Consider the following 19,746-nt stretch of genomic DNA (forward strand, 5'->3'; position numbering starts at 1 on the left):
TATCGACCCTACCAGCCTATCAAGGTAGATGTCTATCGTTGCCCAGCGCTTAGGTGTGATGTCGATGCATTTTCGTAAACCTCTGTCGGTCCACCAAAAGAACACCATGAAGAAGTTCTCATCAGGGAATACATGACCAAACTCCGATGTCGCCTCCCCCGGTAGCATTCGCTGTCGTGTAATCTGGTCGTGAGCGTTCCAAATTAAGCGCAGTTCGTCCGGGGTTTCTTTAGGGTAGTGGACAATTACGCCGGGAGCAGCAAAATACCAAGCCACCAGCGGAGCTATCAATAGGAAAAGGAACAAGTAACGGACCTTGATTTTTTTGCATTTGTGCTCAATAACACGTGTTCCCCATTCTTGGGCGGCTGGTTGGGCACCTTAAGGCCGGAAAGGATCAGCGTCACCCTCACATCTCTTCAAGCGAGCAATAACGTCAGGGCCAGTTTTAGCAGTTTCGATGCGGCCTCTGCCATCGAGGTAGATGTCGATCACGCCGCCCCATTTTGGCGTAATTGCTATACACCTCCGCAGACTCTTTTCATTCCACCAATCAAAGTTCATAAAGAATTTCTCATTGGGGAAAATATGCCCGGTATCGTATGTGCCCTGACCCGGTAGCATTCCTTCTTTATGGATGTTGTGCTGGGTGTTCCAAATCACACGAAGCTCGTCTGTAGCTTCTTTAGAATAATGGACACGAACGACTGGGGTCGCCACGTACCAGAACAGCGCTGGAATAACTATGAATGCCCCAATAAAATACCGGGCCTTAATATTTTTCACAGACATGGACACTGGCGCCATCTCCCCATTCTGACGGTGTGACAGCGAGTACTTTGTCCATGATCATTCTTGCCGTGACGCCTCCGTTTGGATTCTCATAGAAGAGTTTAACGCCAATGCTAATAGAAATCCGATCCGGGACGTCATCCCATGCGCGCATCCCTTCTACGCCCTCAGTGGCATGAGGTCCTTTGAGTCTCTGATCTTCTTTGGCTTCGAATATCTGCTCTCCCCACCGTCGTAATTGATCAGAAACAATCTGCTCGACACCCGCGCCGTCTAAAAGGACGCTCTCACTGAGTCCTCCGGCCATGCCCACATAGCCGTAATGAATGTTGGACCAAATATCGTAGTAGTAGTCGTACTTGCCTTGCCTATGGCGATACCTGCCAAACTTCGCGTGGATCTTTGGTTTGTGGTCCCAATCACGACCCTGGCCTACTCGCTCAGTCCAAAGGATCATGGCTGCCGCCACGTTTGAAGCGCCGATAGCTTGAGGGCTGGTGTTCCCTATTTGGGCGTACCAAGGCAGGTCCATTTTTTTACGAGTCTCTTCCGCAACGTCATAGTTGAGCAGCTTATTCATCTTCAAGACGGAGGAGTGGTGGATATTGTTGTTCATCTCGTCTGCGATGTAGGTCGCCAGCTTTTCCATCATGTTCGGATGCGTACAGCCTTCAGGTCCATCATTTGGTACAGCTTCCTCTTCAGGTTTCTCACGGGCCGCATTTGGATTTACCAAAGCGTTCGCCGCCAAGGCTTTCTCCGTGAGCTTCGGGTCAGCCAACAAGGTCGCCATCTTCTCGTCGTCCACGGAACCGTCTGGTCGTAAGGCCCCCAGCGCCATGAAGTTAATAATGGTCGCGCCACCCGCGTCACCCATGACGAAGCCGCCACCAACATTATTGGAGCCCGTGATGATTGTCCCGCCGTGACTGGTTGGGCTTCCCAGGTGCGCCATAGGACGGCCATTCACTTGAATAGAGGGGAAACCCGAAGTGATGACCGCCCCGCACCCACAGGTATCACCCACACGTGCCGCGCCCATGCCGTTGATGTTGACGTCACCGGATGCAGAAGTGATTGACGTTGTACCGTGACCCGGCAATGGGCAGGCGTGCTTGTCACCCAATCGAGCTGAAGAAATCATTGCAGGCCGTCCTTATGTCTTTGATCCGTAAACAATAACCAGCGTTTAGTTGACGCATGGGAGGCTATCGGAAACGTGAAAGGCGGTCTGTAGGAGAAGTCTTAATTTTCTCGTAGTGCCTTGAGAATCTGATCGGGATGTCATCTATATTTCTGGCTGTGCTGGGTGACATCGTTGTAGTGGTAACAAATCTTAGTGCCTGAAAGGTTCTGGCTGGTCGGCGGGGGGTGGTGTGAGAGGACGGCGGGTGTGAACCCGCCTCCTACTCGATTCTGCATTTATAGGTCTCGGGCCCTCAATCAGGCCGCCGCAGACAAGTGCTCATAAAGAATCGTTGCGCCAACCACGATCAGCACGATGCCGCCAACGATTTCAGCGCGCTTGCCGACCATGGTGCCGAGCACGCGACCGAGCATCACGCCGATGGTAACCATCACGGTGGTGGCCAGGCCGATAGCCAGCGCTGCGGCCATGATATTGACGTCGACAAACGCCAGGCCTACGCCGACCGCCAGTGCATCGATACTGGTGGCGAATGCGGTGACGGCAAGAATCCAGAACGAGTGCTGGCCGGGTTTTTCCTGCTCTTCATCGTCATCGTGCTTGATGCCGTTGTAGATCATGTGCAGGCCCAGCACCAGCAACAAGGTGAAGGCGATCCAGTGGTCCCAGCTTTCAGCGAAGCGGGCAGCGACCTGACCGATGCCCCAACCGATCACCGGAGTGATGGTCTCGATAGCGCCGAATATCAAACCGGTACGCAACGCTTCGATAAAGCGCGGTTTATGCAGGCTTGCCCCTTTACCAAGGGCCGCAGCAAAGGCGTCCGTGGACATGGCAAGCGCGAGAAAGAGGAGGGAAATCGGGTTCACGGTTATATCCAGTCGGGCTATGAGTCAACGACGCAACCACACGCCCGACTTTAGGCATGGATGCATCGTTGGTCTCGCCAACCAGAAGGTGTCCGCACCACGGCATGCAGCCGAGAATGTTGATGCGAACGCTCAGTGACCGGAGTCAAGAGCAGGCTACTCCCCAACAAGGGCCGCTACTATAGCCATCCGAATGTGAAAAATATATGTACGAGGGTGATTCAAGCCAAAAAAAACCCCATCACGAGGATGGGGTTCTTTTAACGCCTGCTTTCGTGCTTACACTTGAACGGCCGGGATGTTGGCGTTCGCAGCGGCTTCACGGAACTCGGCGATCTGATCGAAGCTCAGGTAGCGATACACGTCCGCTGCCATGGTGTCGATCTGGTTGGCGTAGCCCATGTACTCCTCGACGGTCGGCAGGCGACCCAGAATCGAAGCGACGGACGCCAGCTCGGCGGAGGCTAGGTAGACGTTCGCGCCGTCACCCAGACGGTTCGGGAAGTTACGGGTCGACGTCGACACTACGGTCGAGTTCGGTTCCACGCGTGCCTGGTTACCCATGCACAGCGAGCAGCCCGGCATTTCCATACGCGCGCCAGCTTTACCGTAGATGCCGTAGTAGCCTTCTTCGGTCAACTGGTGAGCGTCCATCTTGGTCGGCGGCGACAGCCACAGACGCGTCGGCAGCTGGCCCTTGACCTGATCCAGCAACTTGCCCGCAGCGCGGAAGTGGCCGATGTTGGTCATGCAGGAGCCGATGAACACTTCGTCGATCTTCTCGCCTTGTACCGAAGACAGCAGGCGGGCATCGTCCGGGTCGTTCGGCGCGCAGAGCACAGGCTCTTTGACGTCGGCCAGATCGATTTCGATGATTTCGGCGTACTCGGCGTCCTTGTCGGCTTCCAGCAGCTCCGGGTTGGCAACCCAGGCTTCCATCGCCTGAGCACGACGCTCCAGGGTGCGCGGATCACCGTAACCCTGTTCGATCATCCAGCGCAGCAGGGTGATGTTCGAATTCAGGTATTCGAGGATCGGCTCTTTGGCCAGCTTGATGGTGCAACCGGCAGCCGAACGCTCGGCAGAGGCGTCGGACAGCTCGAAAGCCTGCTCGATGCTCAGGTTGTCGAGGCCTTCGATTTCCAGGATGCGGCCGGAGAATGCGTTCTTCTTGCCTTTCTTCTCTACGGTCAGCAGGCCAGCCTGAATCGCGTAGTAAGGAATGGCATGAACCAGGTCGCGCAGGGTGATGCCGGGTTGCATCTTGCCCTTGAAGCGAACCAGGATCGACTCAGGCATGTCCAGCGGCATGACGCCGGTGGCAGCGGCAAACGCCACCAGACCGGAACCGGCCGGGAAGGAGATACCGATCGGGAAGCGGGTGTGCGAGTCGCCACCGGTGCCGACGGTGTCCGGCAGCAGCATGCGGTTCAGCCAGCTGTGGATGATGCCGTCGCCCGGACGCAGGGAAACGCCGCCGCGGGTCATGATGAAGTCAGGCAGCGTGTGGTGCGTCTTGACGTCGATAGGCTTTGGATAGGCTGCAGTGTGGCAGAACGACTGCATGACCAGGTCGGTCGAGAAGCCCAGGCATGCCAGGTCTTTCAGCTCGTCGCGGGTCATCGGGCCAGTGGTGTCCTGGGAACCGACGGTGGTCATCTTCGGCTCGCAGTAGGTGCCAGGACGAACGCCTGCCACGCCGCACGCCTTGCCGACCATCTTCTGCGCCAGGGTATAACCCTTGGTGCTTTCGGCTGGCTGGTCAGGAGTCTTGAACAGGTCGAACTCAGGCAGGCCCAGTTCGGCGCGCGCCTTGCTGGTCAGGCCGCGACCGATGATCAGCGGAATACGGCCGCCTGCGCGGACTTCGTCGAGCAGCACCGGGGTCTTCATTTCGAAGGTGGTGATGACTTCGTCGCTGTCGTGCTTGCAGACCTTGCCAGCGTAGGGGTAGACGTCGATCACGTCACCCATGTTGATGTTCGAGACATCGAATTCGATTGGCAGGGCGCCAGCATCTTCCATGGTGTTGTAGAAGATCGGGGCAATCTTGCTGCCGAAGCAGAAACCACCGGCACGCTTGTTCGGTACGTAAGGAACGTCGTCGCCGAAGAACCACAGTACCGAGTTGGTTGCCGATTTACGCGAGGAACCGGTACCGACCACGTCGCCGACGTAGGCAATAGGGAAACCCTGACCGCGCATTTCTTCGATCTGTTTCATCGGGCCGATAGAGCCCTGAACGTCTGGAACGATGCCGTCACGGGCCATTTTCAGCATGGCAAGGGCGTGCAGCGGGATATCCGGACGGGACCAGGCATCAGGTGCCGGGGACAGGTCATCGGTGTTGGTTTCGCCGGTGACCTTGAAGACGCGCAGGCTGATCTTGTCGGCCAGCGTCGGACGCTTCTTGAACCACTCGCCGTCAGCCCAGGACTGCAGGACAGCCTTGGCGTGAACGTTGCCGTTTTTGGCTTTTTCGGCCACGTCGTGGAAGGCATCGAACATCAGCAGGGTGTGCTTGAGCTGTTCGGCGGCGACCGGCGCGAGGGTGGCGTCATCGAGCAGTTCAACCAGGGTGACGATGTTGTAGCCGCCCTGCATGGTGCCCAACAGTTCGGTTGCACGTTTTTTGTCGATCAGGGGAGAAGTGGCTTCGCCCTTGGCCAGGGCAGACAGGAAACCGGCCTTGACGTAAGCGGCTTCGTCAACGCCTGGCGGAACGCGGTTGGTGATCAGATCGACAAGGAAAGCTTCTTCGCCAGCCGGGGGATTCTTCAGCAGCTCGACCAGGCCTGCAGTTTGTTCGGCGTTAAGCGGCTGGGGCACGATGCCCTGGGCGGCACGCTCTTCGATGTGTTTACGGTAGGCTTCAAGCACAGTATTAACCCTCATCAGTGGTCCCAAATGGGTGTCCGGGACGCTCATCCAGAAATCGTCCGTACCCACGCAAGGCTTATTGAGCCTTGTTGGCAGGGTGTCGGCGATTCCTAACAGAAGCTGTTTTCAAAGTTTTACGCCTGCAGAACGGGGGGAGTGACGGTCGACACGGCCATTCTTGATGAGGGAATGGCCTGTCGACGCCGCAATGCGGGGTTAACCTGACTGTGCTCGTGACGCTTTGAAAACAGCTTCCAACGGACATTGGCGCCTTAAAAGGCTCGCTGATTCTACGCCAAAACTTCGCTAAAGGTAAGTTAGCCCCTACATCTTCGGGGGTGAACTTGCTTAGACAAAGGGCTAACATGAGCCCCTGTTTCGCCTTCCCCAGTCCTGCCTGACATGCCCGATTACATTATCAAAACCCCCTGCGTCGGCCTTTGCTCCACTGTTTACGGGGACCTTGTGTGCCGTGGCTGCAAGCGGTTCCACCACGAGGTCATCCACTGGAACGGCTATAACGAGGATGAAAAAAGAGCGGTATGGCTGCGTCTGGAACAATTGCTGGTCCAGGTGATGACTGCCAAGCTTGAAGTCTTCGATGCAGACAAGCTGCGCGCGCAGCTCACCCAGCGCAAGATCCGTTTCGTGCCGCACCAATCCGAGTATTGCTGGGCCTACCAGTTGATCGCGCGCGGCGCACGGGTCATCAGTCAGGTTGAGGCCTACGGCTTTGTGCTGCTGCCGGAGTTTCGTGACTGGACGCTGCCGGAACTGCGTGATGCGATCGATCGTGAGTTTTTCCTGCTGTCCGAGGCGCACTATCAGCGTTATATCGCGCCGGGCTTTCTGCGCGACGCATTCGGCGCCTGACAAACCGGCATGCTTTTGTGTCGCGAGGCCTCGTTGCTCCTCGTATAATGCGCGGCCGTGCCTCTCTGTCATTCTGTGAGCTTATGTACCCGATCCCCGAAATCGAAGCCTTCCTGCTTTGCCGCACCCCCGACAGCTGGGTTCAGGCCGCGTTGCGCAACCTGGATATCTTGCTGATCGACCATGCGAACAATGAGAAGAAGGCGGCCGGGGCTGCGTTTCAGTTCATGTTTCAGTACAACGACAAGTTCGACCTGTTGAGCAAGATGTCGCGTCTGGCTCGGGAAGAGCTGCGCCATTTCGAGCAAGTGATCAGCATCATCAGAAAGCGCCAGATCCCTATGGCCAACATCAGCTCGGCGCGTTATGCCGGAGCGCTGCGCAAACTTGTGCGCAATCACAATCCTTACCGACTGACCGACGCGCTGATCGTCGGTGCCATTGTCGAGGCCCGTTCCTGTGAGCGCTTCGCTGCGCTGGTGCCTCACCTGGACGAAGAACTGGCCAAATTCTACGGCGGCCTGCTTAAATCCGAAGCGCGGCATTTTCAGGATTATCTCAAGCTGGCTTACAGCTACGGCGACAAGGCTGATGTCGATGCCAAGATCGAGGAAATCCGTCTGGCCGAGCGTGAGCTGATCGAAAGCCCTGATGAAGAGTTCCGCTTTCACAGTGGTGTGCCCGTCGCCGCCTGATTCCCCTCGCGCACCTTCAAAAAACGACCGCCTTGCCAGTGGTCGTTTTTTTATGGGCATTTAGTAAGCAAGCTAATAAATGCTTTGACAACGGCTGCCTAGGCAGTAATATTTTGTAATCACTGCCTAGGCAGTTATCTGGAAGATTTCTTGAAACATTTCAGCCCCGACAATTTCGATTCCAGCCTGATAGGGCTGCTGGTCGGTCGTACCAATGCGCTCAAAGACCGCATGCTCGACAAGTACCTGCTGCCTTATGACGTGACGTTCGCGCAGTTTAAGGTGCTGATCATCATTGCCCAGTTCTCGACCGACACCCCTGTGGAGTTGTGTCGTCACCTGTCGCTGGACAGCGGTTCGATGACCCGCATGCTCGATCGGCTGGAGCAGAAAGGGCTGGTTGTGCGCCAGCGGTCAGCGACTGATCGTCGTCAGGTGCGCCTGGCGTTGACGGAGCAGGGGCAGGCGCTCTCTGACCTGCTACCGCAGATTGGTGCGGACGCCATGAATGACACCTTTGCCGCGCTCGACAGTGATGAGGTCGAGACCCTGACAAGGATTCTCACCAAAGTACTGGTGGCCGCCGATGACCACATCACCCTGACTCGTCTGAGCTTCAACCCCAAAGCTAAAAGCTGAGCGGCAGACCTGTCGGCAGGCGTGCGCCTGCCCCTCGTCCCTGTCTCGCCGCTTCGCTGATAAAAAGGTAACTGCCATGGCCACTGCCGCCACTGAAAACACATCTGCCCCGTCCTCACAGCAAACGCCGAAGCCCGGCAAGCGCAAGTTCCTGCTGATCGGGCTCGCCGTCATCGTCGTGATTCTTGGTTTGGCCATCTGGGCCTGGTACGAGTTTTACGGCCAATGGAGCGAAGAGACTGATGACGCCTACGTGAATGGCAACGTCGTCGAAATCACCCCGTTGGTCACCGGAACCGTTATCAGCATTGGTGCCGATGACGGGGATCTGGTGCACGAAGGGCAGGTACTGCTCAAATTCGACCCGAGCGACGCCGAAGTCTCGCTGCAAAGCGCCGAGGCCAATCTGGGCAAGGTTGTACGTCAGGTGCGTGGTTTATACAGCAATGTCGATGGCATGAAGGCACAACTGGCTGCGCAGCGTACCGCCGTGCAGACCGCTCAGGAGAACTATAACCGGCGGCGCAGTCTGGCCGCGGGCGGGGCGATTTCCCAGGAAGAGCTGTCGCATTCCAGAGACAGCCTGACCAGCGCGCAAAGTGAGTTGAACAATATTCAGCAGCAGTTGAGCACCAGCGTGGCGCTGGTCGATGACACGGTTGTCTCCTCACATCCCGACGTCAAGGCTGCTGCCGCCCAGTTGCGTCAGGCCTTTCTGGCCAATGCACGCAGTACGCTGGTAGCGCCGGTCACCGGTTATGTGGCCAAGCGCAGCGTGCAACTGGGCCAGCGCATTCAGCCGGGCACCGCGACCATGGCTGTGATCCCGCTGGATCAGTTGTGGATTGATGCCAACTTCAAGGAAACCCAACTGGGCAAGATGCGCATTGGTCAGCCGGTGGAAATCAGCTCCGACCTGTATGGCAGCGATGTGAAGTACAGCGGCACTATCGACAGCCTGGGGGCTGGCACCGGCAGTGCCTTTGCGCTGTTGCCTGCACAGAACGCGACGGGTAACTGGATCAAGATCGTCCAGCGTGTGCCGGTCCGTGTACATATCAACCCTGAAGAGCTGGCGAAGCATCCGTTGCGCATCGGTCTGTCGACCACCGTCGAGGTCAATCTGCATGACCAGAGCGGTCCGGTGCTAGCGCAACAGCCGCGCAAGCAGGCCGCTTTCAGCACTCAGGTTTACGCCGCGCAGCTGGCCGACGCTGATGCGTTGATCGCCCGTCTGATTCACGAGAACAGTGCTTCCAGTGGCAAGACTGCCGTTCAGCGCTGAACCGCCAATCCGTGAACCCCGGCCGCTTGGCCGGGGTGTCGCACTCGTCTTCAGGGATTTGCGATGAGCAACAACGCCCCCGCTTCTTTCACCCCGCCAAGCCTGTTGCTGTGCACCATCGGTCTGTCGCTGGCGACCTTCATGCAAGTGCTCGATACCACGATTGCCAACGTGGCGTTGCCGACCATCGCCGGCAACCTGGGGGTCAGCTCCGAGCAGAGCACCTGGGTTATTACCTCGTTCGCAGTCAGCAACGCGATTGCCTTGCCACTGACCGGCTGGCTCAGTCGCCGCTTTGGCGAGGTGAAGCTGTTTCTATGGGCCACCATTCTGTTCGTGATGGCGTCGTTTCTGTGTGGCATTTCCCAGTCCATGCCGGAACTGGTGGGGTTCCGGGCGTTGCAGGGCATGGTGGCCGGTCCTCTGTATCCGATGAGCCAGACATTGCTGATCGCGGTTTATCCTCCGGCGAAAAGGGGCATGGCTCTGGCATTGCTGGCGATGGTGACGGTGGTTGCGCCTATCGCCGGGCCGATCCTCGGTGGCTGGATCACTGACAGTTACAGTTGGCCGTGGATTTTCTTTATCAACATCCCCATCGGCCTGTTCGCTGTGCTGGTGGTGCGTTCGCAGATGGCTAAAAGGCCGGTCAGCACCGCTCATCAACCGCTGGATTACATCGGCTTGCTGGCCTTGATCGTCGGTGTCGGCGTGTTGCAGATAGTGCTCGACAAGGGCAATGATCTGGACTGGTTCGAGTCGAACTTCATCATCTTCGGTTCGCTGATTTCGCTGGTCGCGCTGGTCTTCTTCGTGATCTGGGAAATGACCGACAAGCATCCGATCGTCAACCTGCGGCTGTTTGCCTACCGCAATTTCCGTATCGGTACGCTGGTCATGATCGGCGGCTATTCAGGCTTCTTCGGTATCAACCTGATTCTGCCGCAGTGGTTGCAGACCCAGATGGGTTACACCGCGACCTGGGCGGGGCTGGCCGTCGCACCGATTGGCATCCTGCCGGTGCTGATGTCGCCCTTTGTCGGCAAGTACGCGCACAAATTCGACCTGCGTCTGCTGGCAGGGCTGGCGTTTCTGGCGATGGGGCTGAGCTGTTTCATGCGTGCCGGCTTCAACACTGACGTGGACTTCGAGCACGTGGCAATGGTGCAGTTGTTCATGGGCATTGGTGTGGCGCTGTTCTTCATGCCCACCCTGAGCATTCTGCTGTCCGACCTGCCGCCCAATCAGATTGCCGATGGCTCTGGGCTGGCAACCTTCCTGCGCACCCTGGGCGGCAGCTTCGCAGCCTCGCTCACCACCTGGATCTGGATTCGCCGCGCCAACCAGCATCATGCCTACCTGAGTGAAAACATCAGCACCTTCGACCCGACAACCCGGCATGCCCTCGACAGCCTGGGCGGCGCGAGCCCGCAGGCCTACGCACAGCTGGAACGCACCCTCAACGCGCAGGCCTACATGATGTCCACGGTGGATTATTTCTACCTGCTGGGCTGGGTATTTGCGGGGCTGATACTGCTGGTCTGGCTGGCCAAACCGCCGTTTGGCGCCAAGGCGGGGCCAGCGGCGGGGGGCGGGCACTAGTTGCTATGCGCCTGGCTGAACCGAGCCTTGGCCAAACCTCCCCAGGGCGCTTTTCAACCGCGATGGCACTGACGACGCAGAGTGCGACTGCATTACCATGCGGAGCTTGGGAACGATAAATCAAATGCCGTCTTCGCGACTAAGCGAAGCGTCGCCCGGTCTGCTCCCGCGCCCAGCCAGACCTCAATGCCGCCAGAACGCCGGCACACACAGCACCAACACGGTAATGATCTCCAGGCGGCCGAGCAGCATGCCGCCGGAGAGAATCCATTTGGCAGCATCGGGCAAGGTAGAGAAGTTGCCCGCAGGCCCAATCACCTCGCCCAGCCCCGGCCCTACGCCGGACACAGTGCTGGCAGCGCCGGTCAGTGCAGTCATCCAGTCCAGCCCGAGCAGCGACAACATCAATGCGATCAGGCAGATGGTGATGGTGAAGAAAAACGAAAAGGTCAGAATCGAGCGAACGATTTCGTCGTCCAGTCGATGGCCGTTGTATTTCTGCTTCATCACCGCGCGTGGGTGAATCAGTTGGTTAAGGTTGGTCTTGAGCAGGATATAGGCGACCTGAAAGCGGAAGATCTTCACCCCGCCCGCCGTCGAGCCCGAACAGCCGCCGATGAAACCCAGATAGAAGAACAGCATCAGCGAGAAGTTGCCCCACAGGCTGTAGTCGCCGAGTGCAAAACCGGTAGTCGTCACCACCGATGTCACGTTCAGGGCCACGTGACGCAGCGCCTCGGTCCACGGCAGGTCGGTGGTGTTGGCGTACCAGACAGTCATTACCAGCCAGGTGACCAACAGCAGCCCGATCAGCCCCTGCACCTGCTCATCCTTGATCAACGCCTTGCGATTACCGCGCAGGGTCGCGACATACAGGGTAAAGGGCAGGCTGCCGAGGATCATCACCACAATCGCGACCCAATGCACCGCAGGCTGCGGCCACTTGGCCAGCGACAGGTCGGAGGTGGAGAACCCGCCCGTGGAAATGGCCGACATCGCATGGTTGATCGCATCGAACAGGCTCATGCCCGCCGCCCAGAAGGCCAGGCTGCCCAGCGCGGTAAAACCGACGTAGGCCAGCACAATGAACTTGGCCACCATGTGCGAGCGGGGCATGACCTTTTCCGAGCGATCCGACGATTCGGTCTGGAACAGGCGCATGCCACCAATACGCAGCAACGGCAGAATCGCCACGGCCATACCGATAAAGCCGATACCGCCAAGCCAGTGCAGCATCGAACGCCAGATCAGAATACCCGGTGACATGCTGTCCAGATGGCTGAGCACGGTGGAGCCGGTGGCGGTGATGCCTGACATGCTTTCAAAGAACGAATCGGTGTAACTGATGTGCTGGGTCAGCAGAAAGGGCAGGGCGGCGAAAATGCACACCACGATCCAGCTGGAGACGGTCAGCATGTACATGTCCCGCGGGCGCAACTGGACGTTGTCGGGGCGTCCGGGCACCACCAGCGCCAGGCCGGCGATAAAGGTGATGGCGCTGGCCCACAGAAACTCGCGCAGGTCCTCGAAACGGTCGTAGATGACCAGCGTAGCCATAGGCACGATCATGGCGACAGCCAGGGTGATCAGGAAGATGCCGATAATGAAACCGATGATGCGAAAGGTCGGCAACGACATGAATGGCTCGGGCGGGTGTGAGGGAAGGCGCCATTCTACCCGCGCTTGAAGGCATGTAAACCAGTGCAGCCAGGGGCAGGGTTCGACAGAGTTGGTAAGGAATTGTCCGTCGCACTCGTTATTGACGGTAAACAGGCTCTAGAATGCTCGATCACTTTTCAAGGAGACCGCCCATGCAGGCGCTCGACGTTTTGCTCAATCGCGTATCGGTTCCGCGACTGGTCGACCCGGCCCCGGATGCTGCGCAGCGGGAAATCATGTTCGGTGCTGCATTGCGCGCGCCGGATCATGGACAGCTCAAGCCTTATCGTTTCCTGACCGTCGAAGGCCCGGCGCGTGATCGCATGGGCGAGCTGCTGGTGGAAGCGCTGCAGCAAAGTAGCGGTGAGATTACCCCGCAGGCGCTGGAAAAGGCCCGTCTGGGACCGTTGCGCGCACCCTTGGTCGTGGTGGTGATCGCTCGCTTGCAAGACCATTTCAAGGTTCCGCGCTCGGAACAACTGATCACCGCCGGGTGCGCCGCCCACGGCGTGTTGCTGGCGGCATATGCACTGGGTGTCGGCGCGGTCTGGAGGACGGGTGAGCTGTGCTATACGCCACACGTCGCCAAAGGGTTCGGGCTTGAGGCCGACGAAGAGGTAATTGGCTTTCTATACCTCGGCACCCCGCAGAACCCGCCGCGCGAAGCCCCGAAAGTCGACGTTGGCGGGTTTGTCAGCGAGTGGCAAGGCTAAACAGATGATGAGCTGAGCGGTTCTCTGGGCAGATCCAGCGTGGCAATGAAGCCGCCGTCCGGGTGATTGCCCAGTATCAGGCTGCCGCCATGCCGTTCCGCTGCACGTTTTGCAATCGCCAGGCCCAGACCGTGTCCCGGCGTCGTCTGGCCGGGCGCGCGATAAAACGGCTCGCCCAGTTGTGCCAGATGTTCGTCGGCAACCCCCGGGCCATGATCGCGGACGCTCAGACGGACGTAATCGCCGACCTGAGTTGCCTGCAGATCGATGCGCTGACCGGTGGAGTTGAAGCGCAGCGCGTTGCGCAGCAGGTTGTCCAGCGCACGTTCGATCATGTCCGGCCAGCCTTTGAACTGCAGGTTGTCCTGCACCTCGACGCGAATGTTCTGGTCGATACCGTCCAGTTGAGTATCGTTCTTCAGGCGCTGCAGCAGCGCTTCGAGGTCGACGGGCTCAGGGCCGCGAAGCTCGGCGTCGAGGCGCGCCAGGGCCAGGATCTCGCTGATCAGCGCCTCCAGCCGGTCACACTCACGACCCAACCGTGGCCAGAGCTTTTCACGCTCGGCAGGCTCCGCACGTTCAGCCAGCGCCAGGGCGATACGCAGCCGGGCCAGTGGCGAACGAAGTTCATGTGACACATCACGCAACAGCTGCCGCTGGCTGCCGATAAGGCTTTGCAGGCGTGCGCCCATACGGTTGAAGTCAGTGGCCAGCACGCCGAATTCGTCACGCCGGTTGGCCAGTTGGCCGAGGCTGTGCTGTTGATAGCTGGTCTGCCCCAGATCATGCACCGCGCCGCGCAGACGGCTCAGCGGTCGGGTGATCGAGAGCGTTACGAACAGGCTGAAAAGGGTCAGCACCACCAGCGCAATACCCAGCGCACTCAGCGGCCACATCAGGCTCTGACGGTGCCACTCGTCGAGCTCCGGGTGCGGAACGCGGTAGATGAACAGGTACGTTTCACCGGTTTTCGGACTGCTGTATTCGGTTGCCAGACGGCGCCAGGGCAGTTTGCGGCCCTGATCCTCGTCGGCCTGCTGGCGCGCTTCGAGCGCAGCGGCGCGTGGCGGGAAAGTGCCACGCACCATAGGCTCGCCGCTGTCGCTCAGCACCTGAACATCGATACGATTGCGTCGTTTGATATCCTGAAGGAAATCCTGAGCGTTATCCGCGCCCTTTTCTTCGAAGCGTTGGGTCCATTGTTCCGGCAGTGAGTTGAGCACCGGATGACGATTGAGAATCCATGCATCCTGATTGAGCATGTGCCCGACGAGCACCGACAGGCCTCCCACCAGAGCAATGGCCAGCCAGAAGCTGGCCAGGATTCGCCAGAACAATGAACGCACAGGATTCCCTCGATCTCAATAAAGAAGCCCGGCATGCGTATGCATGCCGGGTCTGGTTCAAGTCATCTGGCCAGACGGCCTGACCATTACTGCATCTTTGCAGCTTTTTCCGCTTTCCAGGCTTTGAATTCGGCCCATTCGGCGCGACGCTCGTCCTGCCGTTTCTTGATTTCGTCGAACTGCTTCTGCTGTTCAGGGCTCAGCAGTACACGAATGGCGCTGTCGGTCTCGGCGCGCTTGGCATTGATTTCGTTGTACATCGCTTTCTGCTCGGGGGCAGGCATCTTGTCCAGATAGCGTTGAGTGATCTCATGGTGTTCGTGCTTCTGCTCGCGCATCAGCCGGTCGATCTGCTGACGCTGTTCACGGCTCAGGTCCAGGTCTCGCAGAGGGCCGGGGCCTCGACGCATTTCCGGACCAGGGCCTGGCTCGCCCATAGGGCCGCGACGCATGTCTGGACCTGGGCCACGATCAGGACGATCAAGGCGCATTGCCGGCGCGTCTGCGTCAGGGCCACCCGCTGGCGGAGGTGGTGGTGCAGCCATGACAACGGTGGGCAGGGCAGTGGCGAACATCAAAGCGATCAGGGTCTTGCGCATGGTGTATCTCCTTGTCTCTAGTGCGGCTCGATGCCGATGAGCCCAGTTTAGGGAGATCAAGGTCAAGCGCAGTCAGCGCTTGGTAAAGCTTGTGTAAGGGGGCAGATACTTACAAAGCATAATAATAGCCGCGGCTGCGCAGGGCGACGATGCGTGGGCGACCGTCAGCGTGAGGGCCGATTTTCTTGCGCAGGTTGCTGACGTGCATGTCCAGGCTGCGGTCGTAGAGCGTCAGTTTGCGGCCCAGCGCCAGTTGCGCCAGCTCCTGCTTGTCCAGTGGTTCGCCGGGCTGGCGCATCAGTGCTTCAAGCAGACGGCTTTCGGAGACGGTGAGGGTCAGTTCCTTTTCGTCGACACTGACCACGCCGCGCATCGGACTGAAGGTCAGGTCGCCCAGTTCCAGTTGCGTAGACGACGCCACCGGGTGGCTGCGACGCAGCACGGCGCGCAGGCGGGCGGTGAGCTCACGCGGGTCGCAGGGTTTTGCCAAGTAGTCATCAGCGCCCAGTTCAAGGCCCAGAATGCGGTCCAGCGGTTCGCCGCGTGCCGAGAGCATGACCACCGGCAGGTCCGGATGGTCATTGCGCAATTGCTTGAGCAGTTCCAGGCCGCTGCCATCAGGCAGCATCACGTCCAGCACCACGGCCGCCGGAGCTTCATCGGCCAGAGCCTGACGCGCACTGGCGCCGTCGTGACAGGCGCGCACCTGAAAACCTTCCTGGCTCAGCCAACTGCTCAGCAGCTCGCACAGCTCCTGATCATCATCAATTAGTAACAGCTCGCTCATGACTCACTCAATTTAGCCACTGCCGACGTTGCCTACGCCAACCACTGACCAATATACCGCACAGAAGGGCGAACATCGCAACGCCACCGCCTGCGACGAACCATTGTTGTTGCTCGGTCAGCAAGCGAGGAGGCGCTGCCGACAGTGCTTCTTTGAGCTGCAACTTGAGCTTTTGGTTCTCTTGGCGCAAACGTGTCAACAAGGCGTTGTCGCGTTCCGGGTCGACGTTTTGCAACTGCCGTGTCAGCTCGTCGCGCTGACGCTCGCTGTCCTTGAGCCGCAACTGAAGGTCGGCAATCTGATTGGCGGGGCTGGGCAGGTGCAAAGGCTGCACTGCGCCGCTCTCAGTGACCGTCTCGGCGTTCACCTGAAACCCTGTCGCCATCAAAACTGCCAACAGACACCACGTACCTGAACGCATCTGAACTCCCTTTTACCGAGCCGTGTAAATTCGCACATTGAGCAGGTTATCGGCAGTGTGTCGGGAAGGATGAGCAAGAGGCGGGGGTCAACACGGCTCTGCCTCGGTTGAAGCAGAGCGTGTCTGTGTGTCAGAGGAGGGGATCAGGGCAGGACTTGCTTGAACGGCTTGACCACGACATTGGCATAGACGCCTGCTGCAACGTATGGATCGGCTTCGGCCCACGTTTTGGCGGCGCTTTGCGATTCAAACTCGGCCACGATCAGGCTGCCGCTGAAACCGGCAGCACCCGGGTCGTTGCTGTCGACTGCCGGGTGTGGACCGGCCAGCACCAGACGGCCTGCGTCCTTGAGCGCGTGCAAGCGCTCAAGGTGTGCCGGGCGCACGCTGAGGCGTTTTTCCAGCGAGTTTTCGACGTCGGTGGCGATGATTGCGTAGAGCATGTCAGTCCTCGGATTTGGTCGTATTGGGAGCGGTGTCGTGCAGATGGCGTGACAGGTAGATCCCTTGGCCGACCAGGAAGATCAGGGTCATGCCCAGGCTGCCGAATACTTTGAAGTCGACCCAGAATTCCTGATAGGTGAAGGCCACGTACAGGTTGGCCGCGCCGCAGAACAGGAAGAATACGATCCAGGCGATGTTGAGCCGGGTCCAGATCGCCGCTGGCAGGGTCAGTGCGTGGCCCATGATGCGTTGGATAAGCGGGCGGTCACCGATGAAATGACTGCCAGCGAAGGCCACGGCAAACAGCCAGTTGACCACCGGGGCTTTCCATTTCAGGAAGGTTTCGCTGTGGAAGGCCAGTGTCAGACTGCCAAACACCAGACAGGCGACCAGTGTGAGCCACTGGCTTTTTTCCAGCTTGCGCTGTTTGAGGTAAAGAATGCCGTAGACCACCACCGAACTGATGATCAGCATCGCCGTTGCGCTGAAAATGCCGCCTACCATATAGGTATTGCCGAGGATATCCACGGCACGCGGCTCGGTTTTGTAAACGATGAAAAACAGGAGCAGCGGGATGAAGTCGATGAATTGTTTCACAATGGCAGCCAGAAGCAGGATGTGGCGGCATAATAACAAACATCAATGAACACGAAAGCACCACTATGAATGTTGACCTGCACTGCCACAGCACCGCTTCCGACGGGGCGCTCTCGCCCACGGCACTGGTTGCCCGTGCTCATGAAAATGGCGTGCGCGTCCTTTCGCTGACCGACCACGATACCCTCGAAGGGCTTGAAGAGGCCCGCGCGGCAGCGCATTCATTGGGCATGCAGCTGGTCAATGGGGTGGAGCTGTCCTGCACCTGGGGCGGTGCGACCATCCATATTCTGGGCTATGGATTCGATACCGAGGCACCGGCGCTGACCGAAGCCATCGTGCGTTTGCATGAAGGGCGCTGGCTGCGTGCGGAAGAAATCAGCCGCAAATTGGCGATCAAAGGTATGCCTGGCGCGCTGGAAGGCGCTCGCGCGATCCAGCAGGAACTGGGTGACAGCGGTAATGCGCCTGCGCGTCCACACTTTGCTGACTTCATGGTGCGCGCAGGTTTCGTCAAGGACCGCGCCGAGGCGTTTCGTAAATGGCTGGGTGCTGGCAAACTGGGCGATGTGAAGCAGCACTGGCCAACGCTGGAAGAAACCGTCGCCACCTTGCGGGCGTCGGGTGCATGGGTCAGCCTCGCGCATCCTTCACATTATGACTTTACCCGCAGTAAACGGCGTAAACTGGTCAGCGATTTCGTCCAGGCTGGTGGGCACGCCATAGAAGTGGTCAATGGCATGCAGCCTGCCGATCAGGTGGGGACCCTGGCCATCCTTGCACGCGAGTTCGGTCTGCTGGTTTCTGCCGGCAGCGACTTCCACGGTCCTGGCAACTGGGGCGAGATCGGCACTTATCGTCCCGTGCCTGAAGATCTACCGCCTTTGTGGTGCAGATTCAAACATGAACAGCCTACTGCCGCCGTCTGAACAGGAAGTTACCGTGAGTCAATTTTTCCAGGTCCATCCGGAAAACCCGCAGCCGCGCCTGATCAAACAGGCCGCGGAAATCATAAAAGCCGGCGGGCTGGTGGTGTACCCGACAGATTCGTCCTATGCGCTGGGTTGTCAGATCGGTGACAAGAGCGCCATCGAGCGTATCCGCCGCCTGCGTCAGCTGGACGACAAGCACAACTTCACCCTGATGTGCTGCGACCTGTCGCAACTGGGGCTTTTTGCCAAGGTCGACACTGGCGCTTTCCGTGCCCTCAAGGCGCACACCCCAGGGCCTTACACCTTTATTCTCAACGCCACCCGCGAGGTGCCGCGCCTGGTGCTGCACCCCAAGCGCCGCACTATTGGCCTGCGCGTGCCGAGCCATCCCATTGCCCAGGCCTTGCTCGAGCAATTGGGCGAGCCGCTGATGAGCGTCAGCCTGATCATGCCGGGTGACACTGTGCCGCTCAGCGATCCCTACGAGATGCGCCAGATTCTCGAGCATCAGGTGGACCTGATCATTGATGGCGGGATCGGCGGTATTTCGGCGTCCACGGTCATCAACCTGGCCGGTGGAGAGCCCGAGGTGGTTCGGGTCGGCTGCGGTGATCCAACGCCGTTCGGTGAACGCGCTTAATGACCGTCGTCGAGGCAGTCGACAGCCAGGCAGACGCCCAGCAGGAGCTGCCGTTCGCGCTGGTCTACGGGCGTGCGGTCACGCAGATGCCGCTGGACCTGTACATCCCGCCCGACGCGCTGGAGGTCTTTCTTGAGGCGTTCGAGGGGCCGCTCGACCTGCTGCTGTACCTGATCCGCAAACAGAACATCGACATCCTCGATATTCCCGTGGCCGAGATCACCAAGCAGTACATGGGTTACGTCGAGTTGATGAAAACCGTGCGCCTGGAGCTGGCGGCCGAATACCTGGTCATGGCCGCCATGCTGGCCGAGATCAAGTCGCGCATGCTGCTGCCGCGCTCGGCGGAAGTCGAAGAGGAAGAAGGTGACCCGCGCGCCGAGCTGATTCGCCGCCTGCAGGAATACGAGCGTTTCAAGGCCGCTGCCGAAGGTATTGACGGCCTGAGCCGGGTCGGCCGCGATGTCATCGTACCGAAACTGGACGCCCCCGAAGCCCGCGCACGCAAGTTGCTGCCGGATGTCAGCCTTGAAGAAGTGCTGATGTCGATGGCCGAAGTGCTGCACCGTGGCGACATGTTCGAAAGCCACCAGGTCAGCCGCGAGGCACTGTCCACCCGCGAGCGCATGAGCGATGTCCTGGAACGTCTCAAGGGCGGCGGTTTTGTGCCGTTCGCCGAGCTGTTTACCGCCGAAGAAGGGCGTCTGGGTGTGGTCGTGACGTTCATGGCGGTGCTTGAGCTGGTCAAGGAGTCACTTGTCGAACTGGTCCAAAACGAGCCCTTTGCGGCGATCCATGTCCGGGCGCGAGCCGAGTAGAGCAAGAA

Annotated in this window: 20 protein-coding genes; 9 read left to right on the forward strand and 11 right to left on the reverse strand. The window is 59.0% G+C overall.

What is annotated here, in order from left to right:
- Window positions 1–381: 381 nt before the first annotated feature.
- The 4 genes from RYB09_RS15690 to acnB form a co-directional block, all read right to left on the reverse strand.
- Window positions 382–792: a hypothetical protein gene (locus RYB09_RS15690; RefSeq protein ID WP_122281831.1), complete on the reverse strand. Its 411-nt coding sequence runs from the start codon at window positions 790–792 to the stop codon at window positions 382–384.
- A complete protein-coding gene (locus RYB09_RS15695; protein ID WP_316889247.1) occupies window positions 773–1,936 on the reverse strand; it encodes a polymorphic toxin type 44 domain-containing protein in 1,164 nt (387 codons plus the stop codon). Before RYB09_RS15695 ends, RYB09_RS15690 begins: the two co-directional genes overlap by 20 nt.
- Before the next feature lie 299 nt (window positions 1,937–2,235).
- Window positions 2,236–2,808 (reverse strand): manganese efflux pump MntP, encoded by a 573-nt coding sequence (gene mntP / locus RYB09_RS15700; RefSeq protein ID WP_122281830.1) that lies wholly within the window; start codon window positions 2,806–2,808, stop codon window positions 2,236–2,238.
- A gap of 279 nt (window positions 2,809–3,087) precedes the next feature.
- Complete coding sequence (gene acnB / locus RYB09_RS15705; RefSeq protein ID WP_316889326.1) at window positions 3,088–5,688, reverse strand: bifunctional aconitate hydratase 2/2-methylisocitrate dehydratase; 2,601 nt, start codon at window positions 5,686–5,688, stop codon at window positions 3,088–3,090.
- A 402-nt stretch (window positions 5,689–6,090) separates the two neighbouring features.
- On the opposite strand from acnB, the gene RYB09_RS15710 reads away from it, so the two are divergent.
- From RYB09_RS15710 to RYB09_RS15730, 5 genes are all read left to right on the forward strand, one after another.
- Entirely contained in the window at window positions 6,091–6,561 is a 471-nt protein-coding gene (locus tag RYB09_RS15710) for a DUF1289 domain-containing protein (RefSeq protein ID WP_002554470.1), read from the forward strand.
- Window positions 6,562–6,644: 83 nt separating this feature from the next.
- Window positions 6,645–7,256 (forward strand): tRNA-(ms[2]io[6]A)-hydroxylase, encoded by a 612-nt coding sequence (locus RYB09_RS15715; protein ID WP_003368536.1) that lies wholly within the window; start codon window positions 6,645–6,647, stop codon window positions 7,254–7,256.
- Between the two features lie 150 nt (window positions 7,257–7,406).
- Window positions 7,407–7,895 (forward strand): MarR family winged helix-turn-helix transcriptional regulator, encoded by a 489-nt coding sequence (locus tag RYB09_RS15720; protein WP_004659671.1) that lies wholly within the window; start codon window positions 7,407–7,409, stop codon window positions 7,893–7,895.
- Between the two features lie 76 nt (window positions 7,896–7,971).
- A complete protein-coding gene (locus tag RYB09_RS15725) occupies window positions 7,972–9,180 on the forward strand; it encodes an HlyD family efflux transporter periplasmic adaptor subunit (protein ID WP_058399936.1) in 1,209 nt (402 codons plus the stop codon).
- A 63-nt stretch (window positions 9,181–9,243) separates the two neighbouring features.
- Window positions 9,244–10,782 carry a DHA2 family efflux MFS transporter permease subunit gene (locus tag RYB09_RS15730; protein ID WP_316889248.1) on the forward strand — a complete coding sequence of 513 codons (1,539 nt, stop codon included), beginning with the start codon at window positions 9,244–9,246 and terminating at the stop codon, window positions 10,780–10,782.
- A gap of 183 nt (window positions 10,783–10,965) precedes the next feature.
- On the opposite strand, the gene RYB09_RS15735 is transcribed toward RYB09_RS15730, so the two are convergent.
- A complete protein-coding gene (locus RYB09_RS15735; RefSeq protein WP_004665905.1) occupies window positions 10,966–12,420 on the reverse strand; it encodes a TrkH family potassium uptake protein in 1,455 nt (484 codons plus the stop codon).
- A gap of 173 nt (window positions 12,421–12,593) precedes the next feature.
- On the opposite strand from RYB09_RS15735, the gene RYB09_RS15740 reads away from it, so the two are divergent.
- The gene (locus RYB09_RS15740) at window positions 12,594–13,154 is read left to right on the forward strand and encodes a nitroreductase family protein (RefSeq protein WP_058399937.1); all 561 of its coding nucleotides are present in this window, start codon (window positions 12,594–12,596) and stop codon (window positions 13,152–13,154) included.
- Here the strand turns inward: RYB09_RS15740 and RYB09_RS15745 are convergent.
- From RYB09_RS15745 to RYB09_RS15770, 6 genes are all read right to left on the reverse strand, one after another.
- A complete protein-coding gene (locus RYB09_RS15745) occupies window positions 13,151–14,500 on the reverse strand; it encodes a sensor histidine kinase (RefSeq protein ID WP_058399938.1) in 1,350 nt (449 codons plus the stop codon). The two genes, RYB09_RS15740 and RYB09_RS15745, sit on opposite strands and share 4 nt — an antisense overlap.
- Window positions 14,501–14,586: 86 nt before the next feature.
- A complete protein-coding gene (locus RYB09_RS15750) occupies window positions 14,587–15,099 on the reverse strand; it encodes a Spy/CpxP family protein refolding chaperone (protein WP_058399939.1) in 513 nt (170 codons plus the stop codon).
- A gap of 109 nt (window positions 15,100–15,208) precedes the next feature.
- Window positions 15,209–15,886, reverse strand: a complete 678-nt coding sequence (locus tag RYB09_RS15755) for a response regulator transcription factor (protein WP_058399940.1) — start codon at window positions 15,884–15,886, stop codon at window positions 15,209–15,211.
- Between the two features lie 7 nt (window positions 15,887–15,893).
- Entirely contained in the window at window positions 15,894–16,307 is a 414-nt protein-coding gene (locus tag RYB09_RS15760; protein WP_058399941.1) for a hypothetical protein, read from the reverse strand.
- A 143-nt stretch (window positions 16,308–16,450) separates the two neighbouring features.
- Window positions 16,451–16,750: a YciI family protein gene (locus RYB09_RS15765; protein ID WP_058399942.1), complete on the reverse strand. Its 300-nt coding sequence runs from the start codon at window positions 16,748–16,750 to the stop codon at window positions 16,451–16,453.
- A gap of 1 nt (window position 16,751) precedes the next feature.
- A complete protein-coding gene (locus RYB09_RS15770; RefSeq protein ID WP_002554458.1) occupies window positions 16,752–17,348 on the reverse strand; it encodes a septation protein A in 597 nt (198 codons plus the stop codon).
- Between the two features lie 65 nt (window positions 17,349–17,413).
- Here RYB09_RS15770 and RYB09_RS15775 point away from each other — a divergent pair, with 65 nt between their 5' ends.
- From RYB09_RS15775 to RYB09_RS15785, 3 genes are all read left to right on the forward strand, one after another.
- Entirely contained in the window at window positions 17,414–18,277 is an 864-nt protein-coding gene (locus tag RYB09_RS15775; protein WP_122257992.1) for a PHP domain-containing protein, read from the forward strand.
- Window positions 18,278–18,290: 13 nt separating this feature from the next.
- A complete protein-coding gene (locus RYB09_RS15780; protein ID WP_002554456.1) occupies window positions 18,291–18,920 on the forward strand; it encodes an L-threonylcarbamoyladenylate synthase in 630 nt (209 codons plus the stop codon).
- A gap of 119 nt (window positions 18,921–19,039) precedes the next feature.
- Window positions 19,040–19,738 (forward strand): segregation and condensation protein A, encoded by a 699-nt coding sequence (locus RYB09_RS15785; RefSeq protein ID WP_170855934.1) that lies wholly within the window; start codon window positions 19,040–19,042, stop codon window positions 19,736–19,738.
- Window positions 19,739–19,746 lie beyond the last annotated feature (8 nt).

The organism is Pseudomonas syringae group sp. J254-4 (assembly GCF_032586855.1).
Classification (GTDB): domain Bacteria; phylum Pseudomonadota; class Gammaproteobacteria; order Pseudomonadales; family Pseudomonadaceae; genus Aquipseudomonas; species Aquipseudomonas amygdali.

Bases quoted from the DNA above. Each gene is read 5' to 3' on its own strand.
- RYB09_RS15690 (WP_122281831.1), bottom strand. From the start codon at position 792: ATGTCTGTGAAAAATATTAAGGCCCGGTATTTTATTGGGGCATTCATA.
- RYB09_RS15750 (WP_058399939.1), bottom strand. From the start codon at position 15,099: ATGCGCAAGACCCTGATCGCTTTGATGTTCGCCACTGCCCTGCCCACC.
- RYB09_RS15775 (WP_122257992.1), top strand. From the start codon at position 17,414: ATGAATGTTGACCTGCACTGCCACAGCACCGCTTCCGACGGGGCGCTC.
- RYB09_RS15740 (WP_058399937.1), top strand. From the start codon at position 12,594: ATGCAGGCGCTCGACGTTTTGCTCAATCGCGTATCGGTTCCGCGACTG.
- RYB09_RS15715 (WP_003368536.1), top strand. From the start codon at position 6,645: ATGTACCCGATCCCCGAAATCGAAGCCTTCCTGCTTTGCCGCACCCCC.
- RYB09_RS15765 (WP_058399942.1), bottom strand. From the start codon at position 16,750: ATGCTCTACGCAATCATCGCCACCGACGTCGAAAACTCGCTGGAAAAA.
- RYB09_RS15730 (WP_316889248.1), top strand. From the start codon at position 9,244: ATGAGCAACAACGCCCCCGCTTCTTTCACCCCGCCAAGCCTGTTGCTG.
- RYB09_RS15755 (WP_058399940.1), bottom strand. From the start codon at position 15,886: ATGAGCGAGCTGTTACTAATTGATGATGATCAGGAGCTGTGCGAGCTG.
- RYB09_RS15725 (WP_058399936.1), top strand. From the start codon at position 7,972: ATGGCCACTGCCGCCACTGAAAACACATCTGCCCCGTCCTCACAGCAA.
- RYB09_RS15760 (WP_058399941.1), bottom strand. From the start codon at position 16,307: ATGCGTTCAGGTACGTGGTGTCTGTTGGCAGTTTTGATGGCGACAGGG.
- RYB09_RS15710 (WP_002554470.1), top strand. From the start codon at position 6,091: ATGCCCGATTACATTATCAAAACCCCCTGCGTCGGCCTTTGCTCCACT.
- RYB09_RS15735 (WP_004665905.1), bottom strand. From the start codon at position 12,420: ATGTCGTTGCCGACCTTTCGCATCATCGGTTTCATTATCGGCATCTTC.
- RYB09_RS15695 (WP_316889247.1), bottom strand. From the start codon at position 1,936: ATGATTTCTTCAGCTCGATTGGGTGACAAGCACGCCTGCCCATTGCCG.